Source organism: Microcystis sp. BLCC-F209 (assembly GCF_041928595.1).
Classification (GTDB): Bacteria; Cyanobacteriota; Cyanobacteriia; order Cyanobacteriales; family Microcystaceae; genus Microcystis.
Window position 1 is genome coordinate 1 of sequence record NZ_JBHFLL010000204.1, and the last position, 6586, is coordinate 6586.

Annotated in this window: 5 protein-coding genes; 3 read left to right on the plus strand and 2 right to left on the minus strand. The window is 42.8% G+C overall.

What is annotated here, in order from left to right; genetic code table 11:
- Positions 1 to 536 precede the first annotated feature (536 nt).
- Both ACE1AQ_RS13170 and ACE1AQ_RS13175 read left to right on the plus strand, forming a co-directional pair.
- Entirely contained in the window at positions 537 to 1319 is a 783-nt protein-coding gene (locus ACE1AQ_RS13170) for a pentapeptide repeat-containing protein (RefSeq protein WP_374808553.1), read from the plus strand.
- A 48-nt stretch (positions 1320 to 1367) separates the two neighbouring features.
- Positions 1368 to 1820, plus strand: a complete 453-nt coding sequence (locus ACE1AQ_RS13175; protein WP_110545819.1) for a hypothetical protein — start codon at positions 1368 to 1370, stop codon at positions 1818 to 1820.
- A 17-nt stretch (positions 1821 to 1837) separates the two neighbouring features.
- Here the strand turns inward: ACE1AQ_RS13175 and ACE1AQ_RS13180 are convergent, their stop codons facing one another.
- Both ACE1AQ_RS13180 and gatB read right to left on the minus strand, forming a co-directional pair.
- Positions 1838 to 2503: a ParA family protein gene (locus tag ACE1AQ_RS13180; RefSeq protein ID WP_008205760.1), complete on the minus strand. Its 666-nt coding sequence runs from the start codon at positions 2501 to 2503 to the stop codon at positions 1838 to 1840.
- 205 nt (positions 2504 to 2708) lie between these two features.
- Entirely contained in the window at positions 2709 to 4181 is a 1473-nt protein-coding gene (gene gatB, locus ACE1AQ_RS13185) for an Asp-tRNA(Asn)/Glu-tRNA(Gln) amidotransferase subunit GatB (protein ID WP_106909026.1), read from the minus strand.
- A gap of 733 nt (positions 4182 to 4914) precedes the next feature.
- Here gatB and ACE1AQ_RS13190 point away from each other — a divergent pair.
- Complete coding sequence (locus tag ACE1AQ_RS13190) at positions 4915 to 6444, plus strand: pyruvate kinase (protein WP_008205756.1); 1530 nt, start codon at positions 4915 to 4917, stop codon at positions 6442 to 6444.
- The last annotated feature ends 142 nt before the right edge of the window (positions 6445 to 6586 follow it).

Genomic DNA, 6586 nt, shown 5'->3' on the forward strand with positions numbered 1-6586 from the left:
TATCGCCTTTAAAATCAATAATAACAGCTGTATAATCTGCCACAATACATACAGATCATTTATTAAACAGATAATCCCCAACCAATGACCAAATTTCACAACCTTTATTTATCCTATCGGTACAAGTTTTATCATACAGAAGTCTGGAGGCGGTCGGCGGTCGGCAGTTTTTAGGTGTTGTGGTTTTGGGGTGTTGGGGTTTTGGGGTTTTAGTTCAATTTCCCCACTTCCCCACCTCCTCACTTCCCCACTTCCCCACCTCCCCACTTCCCCACACCCCACCTCCCCACTTCCCCACAGCAAAAATTAAGTTTTGTATCAAAAACTTGCTAGTTTTGCTGTTATGTGCTATACAGTTACGATCCAAAACAGGATAGAAAAACGAGATTTTCTTAATTACCAGACATTTTCTAAAATTTTATGGCAACTCTCCGAGAGTCAAATTATGCTGAAAGAAATCCTCTCCTAGAAAATCCGACAAGACTCAGAGAAATTGTAGCCATTAATGCTTTTATCCTTGTATTAGGACTTCGATAATGAAAGAATTGGAGCGATACTATAAAGTTTTAGGGTTAGATCATGGGGCATCTCTCGACGAGATCAATCAAGCCTACAAAGATTTGGTGTTTATTTGGCATCCCGATCGCATTCCCAAAGATAATCAGCGTCTTTTGGAAAAAGCCACCGCTAAACTGCAAGAAATTAACCACGCTAGGGAACAATTGCGGCAAATTCATCAAAATTCTCCTAAACGCTCCAATTCCCCCCCTAAAACTGAAAAACAGCCCGCCCACGCCTATAAAACTGCCTCCCCCTATCAGCCTCACCCTAGCCAACCCAGCCAAAATTCACAAACCCATAGTCATAAAACCCATAGTCAACAAACCCATAGTCAACACAGCCACTCCCAGAATAACCATCAGGTCCACAATCATGCCGCCTGGCGCCCTCACTATCGGGATTTAAACGGAGCCGATTTACAGGGAGCTAACCTGAAAGAAAAAGATCTCTCTAGTCGCAGTCTCATCGGGGCAGATTTAAGCCATGCCGACTTAAGCGATAGCTTCCTGCACAAAGTTAACCTAGAAAAGGCTAATCTGTACAAAGCTAATCTTTTTCGCGCCAATCTCCTCGAAGCTAACCTTAAAGGCGCAAATTTACAGGAAGCCAATCTCATCGGGGCGGATTTAAGCGGGGCGGATCTGTCGGCGGCAGATTTACGCGGGGCAAAAATTGGCTTTGGTAAGCGTATTATGGTGAAATTAACTGGAGCAATTTTAACAGGAACAATTCTCCCCGATGGTTCGATTCATCAATGAATAACCTCCTGCTAATTTTGATATTTTTTTAATAGGAACTATCACCCGATGGGCATTTATTACACAATCGCTGCTGTTTTTCTAGGAATGCAATTAGCTGCAGAAGAGAATTTATCAGCGGCGAATCCTGATTTTTTACGTCTGCAAAAAGCTCTAGAAAAACACAATTTTATCGTCAAACTTGCCCCGCCACCAGTGCGAGGAGCCTACGGTTTATTTGATAGTAAAACTAGAATGATTTGGATTCATCCCCTAGTTTTTGACTTAGGTATTGCTCGACCAACATTAATTCATGAAGCTGTCCATGCCGCTCAACTTTGTCATGGGGGCAAAACAGTTCAAGCTCTTAATTTAGGTATAGAACCCCCGGCAATGACCAGAAGATTTTTTATGAATTATCAGGGTTTTAGCAGACAAATTGAAGCCGAAGCCTATACTGTTCAAGTTCAGCCCGATGGTCTAGATTTAGTCATTTCTTTACTGCAAAAATATTGTGCTTAGAAAACCTGTCGATAAATCTACCAATCCCGTTCTAATTCTTCGGCCACACGACGATAATCGGCGCTGGCTTCTTGGGCGTTTTTACCCCGCCAATTGGTAATAGCAACCCCGTCTAAAACGGCTTTTTCGTGGGCCTTATAATTTCTGACAAAAGCATGACAGGCGGGAATACCTAATTCTAATAAAGTATTTTGTGCTTCTAAAGTTTCCTTAAGACTACGAGAATCCACTTTTGTTAATAAAACCCGATAGGCAATTCCTAGGGGTTTAACTGCCGTGCGTACCGTGTCAATTAAAGCCATTAAATCCATCGGTGCGGGAGGAGTCGGTAAAATTAAATAATCTGATTCTGCTATTACTGCCGTAAGTAATTCGGAGCGCAAAGCTGGTGGTGTGTCAATCACGATCAGATCGTACTCGATAATTTGACGCAATTCTCCTAATTTCTCTGTATTGATTTGCTTGGCTAAATCAAATACCATACCCGCTTGATTTCTTTCCACCCACCAAGTGGAGGAACCCTGCGGATCCGCATCCACCAGCAAAACACGCTGATTCTGCCCCCAAATTGCCGCTAAATTAACCGCAGTGGTGGTTTTACCCACACCACCTTTACCGTTGACAACAGCGAGAATTTTTGGGCTATTAGGCTTTAATTGCGAGTTTGTTGGGGAATTTGGCATTTTCAGTTATCGGTTATTTTAGCTCTCAGGAGACAGGAAACAGGAGAGAGGAGACAGTATTCGGGAGAGTGTTTTTATTTATTCTCCCCCCTCCCCAATTCATAATTCATAATTCATAATTCATAATTCATAATTCATAATTCATAATTCATAATTCATAATTCATAATTCATAATTTCTACTGATTACTGATCACTGAATATAACTAACCAGAAAGTTTTTGATCTAAGATTTGGCTAGTTAATTTAGGATCGGCTTTACCGCCGCTTTTTTTCATGACTTGACCGACAAAAAATCCCTTAAGATTGGTTTTACCAGCCCGGAATTTTTCTAACTCACTTGGATGGGCGGCGATAATTTCCTCGATCAGTTTTTCGATGGCAGAAGTGTCAGAAATTTGTATTAATCCTTTCTTTTCCACCAGCGCTTTGGGTGAACCGCCCTGGGTGAGAAGTTCGGGTAAAATTTCCTTAGCAATTTTGCCACTAATTGTTCCGGTTTCAATCAGTTTAACTAATTCGGCTAGGTCTGACGCTTGCAGGGCGATTTCTGTGATCGTCAGCTTATTATTATTCAAATAAGCGGCGATATCTTGACTGATCCAGTTAGCGACTAATTTCGCATTTGCCCCCGCAATTACAGCAGTTTCAAAATATTCGGCCACGGTGCGATCATCGGTTAAAACCCTGGCATCGTAGGCGGAAAGACCAAATTCTTCTTCATAACGACGACGTTTACGCGCGGGTAATTCCGGTAATTCTTCCGCCCAAGCTTTTAACTGTTCTGGGGAGACTTCTAGGGGGGGTAAATCCGGTTCGGGAAAATAGCGATAATCGCTAGAACCTTCTTTTTTCCGCATACTAATCGTCCGTTGAGTAGCTTCTTCCCAAAGACGGGTTTCCTGTACGATCAATTCCCCATTTTTGATCGCTTCAATTTGTCGATCAATCTCGTATTCTATGGCTTTTTGGATAGCACTAAAGGAGTTCATATTTTTAATTTCTACCTTAGTCCCGAACTTTTCAGTGCCTTTTTTGCGAACGGAAATATTGACATCGCAGCGCAGGGAACCTTCCTGCATATTACCGTCACTGATGCCGAGATAACGCACTAAACGCCTTAATTCTTGGGCATATTCCGCCGCTTCGGCCCCAGTGCGTAAATCCGGTTCCGAGACAATTTCCAATAATGGTACACCTGTACGATTAAAATCCACGAGGGAATGGGTGGAACCGGAGAGACGTTCGCTGCCGGCATGAACCAGTTTTCCCGCGTCTTCTTCCATGTGCAGACGGGTAATGCCGATAATTTTGCGGCTAACTTCCTTAGTTTTTTTATCGACGATCTCGATTTCTAGTTGACCCTGTTCGACAATAGGGAGATCATACTGGGAAATTTGATAATTTTTCGGCAGGTCGGGATAAAAATACTGTTTGCGATCGAATTTGCTATGAGGTGTAATTTTACCATCGATAGCTAATCCCAGTTTAACGGCACTGGCTAGGACCTCTTGGTTAAGGACGGGTAATACCCCAGGATAACCCAAACAGACGGGACAGACGTTAGTATTGGGGGGACTATCGAAGTTGGTGGGACAGGGACAAAATATCTTGCTTTTGGTGTTGAGTTGACAGTGGGTTTCTAAACCGATAATTGCTTCGTATTCAGTGGCAGACATATTTTCTCGCTCTCGCCGACACAGGAATGATCTGTTTACTCATTATAGTCGCGATTCTGGAGCATTCCCTCCCTTCATAAAACTTAATACTGTAGTTACTAATCACTTTATACAGCCTGAATATAGCTCAAAAAAGATAATTGATTCAACCAATGTCCGCCATTATTTTAATAATATCAAAGGTATAAGACAGGGAAGCTTATCGATAATTTTTCACCGATAAACCTAGCTTTTCTAGTATCGAACACCGACCAGCGAACCCCGAAAACCAAAACTTCCCACCTCACCATGAAGATAACCGCCATAAATCGCAGCAAAAATTAACTTCTAGAGGCGGGATATTTGCTTAGTATAGAAACAGAGAGATTATACCTGAGAACTGAACCCATAACCAGCCAAAAGCAATATGAGCGGTGAAAGTGATCATTTTCTAGGCGAGTATTGCCTTAGTAAGTAGGTGGGTGTTAAAAATTGTCAGATACCTCCCTTATCAAGGGGTATCCCCCCTTAATCACCCCTTATCAAGGAGGGCAGGGGGGATCAAGGACAAAATCTATCTTCAATTTAATTGAAACCACTTACTTAAGTAGGTAGGCGTTAAAAGTTGTCAGATCCCCCCGCCTATCGGCACCCCCCTTATCAAGGGGGGCAGGGGGGATCGAACCTAAAATCTATCTTCAATTTAATTGAAACCACTTACTTAATTGACGATTTTTAATTTTTACTTGATTTTATGTCTTTAACTCTCTCAGAACAACTCAAACGAGAACAATTATCCTATCCCCAAACTCTCCTCCATCATTTGCAAAGGTTACGGCATTTTGTGACAGTAGAAGGAGAGGAGAAATTGCAGCAGTGGAAAAACCTGATTGAAAAGGATAATTTTCAACCTAGCACCCGTAATTTAGCCTATTATCTCGCCCTGAGACAAGAAGATATCCGGGATTTACAATTAGCTTTAATGCCCTGGGGATTATCTTCCCTCGGCCGGATTGAATCGAAAGTTTTACCGACCCTCGATGCCGTAATTGCCACTTTAGGGGCGGTTTGTCATCAAGAAGCCTCATTATTGCCAAAACATCCCCCTTTAGAGGCATTTTTCCAAGGAGATCAACTTTTAGCCTCCCATAGCGCCGAAGTTTTCGGCCTGCCTTCCCCCCGGCGTCGGGTGCGAATTATGGTGACAATGCCGACGGAGGCGGCAACCGACCCCGATTTTATCGCTCAATTACTGCGTTGCGGGATGGACTGTATTCGCATTAATTGCGCCCATGATGGACCCAAAGAGTGGCAGGGAATGATCGAAAATCTGCGCGAGGCGGTCAAAAATCCCGAAAATTTAGTCAATGGACATACCTGTAAAGTTTATATGGACTTAGCCGGCCCGAAAATCCGTTTAGAACAGATTTTAGCCCCCCAGTCCCAAACCAGACTATATCAAGGGGATTTTCTCCTCTTAACCACCCAACCGCCCCATACTGCCCATCCTCAGTATTTTCAGGCTAATTGTTCCCAACCGGAGATTATTCCCCAAATTCCCGTCGGGGCGAAAGTTTGGATTGATGATGGTCATATCGGGGCTGAAGTTATTGCCATAATGCCAGAAGGTCTCTTACTAAAAATTACCCACGCTAGGGAGAAAGGGGAAAAACTCAAAGCAGATAAGGGCTTAAATTTCCCCGATACGGTCTTAAATATCGATCCTTTGACCGCAAAAGACCGGCAAGATTTAGATTTTATTGCCGAAAATGCCGATATTATCGGTTACTCTTTCGTACAAAAAGCCAGCGATATCGAGACACTACAGCTAGAGTTACAAAGTCGTTTGGGGGATGCTTGGCGACAAAAAGCAATTGTGGCCAAAATAGAAACACCTTTAGCCGTAAAAAATCTACCGGAATTAATCATCCATGCCGCCGGTAAACAACCTTTTGGGGTGATGATTGCCCGGGGTGATTTGGCTGTAGAAATTGGCTATCAAAGATTAGCAGAAATTCAAGAGGAAATTCTCTGGTTATGCGAAGCGGCCCATATTCCAGTAATTTGGGCTACCCAAGTCCTAGAAAATCTGGTCAAGAAAAGTATTCCCTCCCGGGCCGAGATTACCGATGCCGCTATGGCCGAAAGGGCCGAATGTGTCATGCTGAATAAGGGGGAATATATCCGGGAAGCGGTGACAATTCTCGATGATGTTTTACAAAGAATGCAGAGCCACCAAGCTAAAAAAACCCCCCAATTACGCGCTCTCCATTCTTGGGTTTAAGCAGTTTCAGTTATCAGTTATCAGTTATCAGTTATCAGTTATCAGTTATCAGTTATCAGTTATCAGTTATCAGTTATCAGTTATCAGTTATCAGTTATCAGTTATCAGTTATCAGTTATCAGTTATCAGTTATCAGTTATCA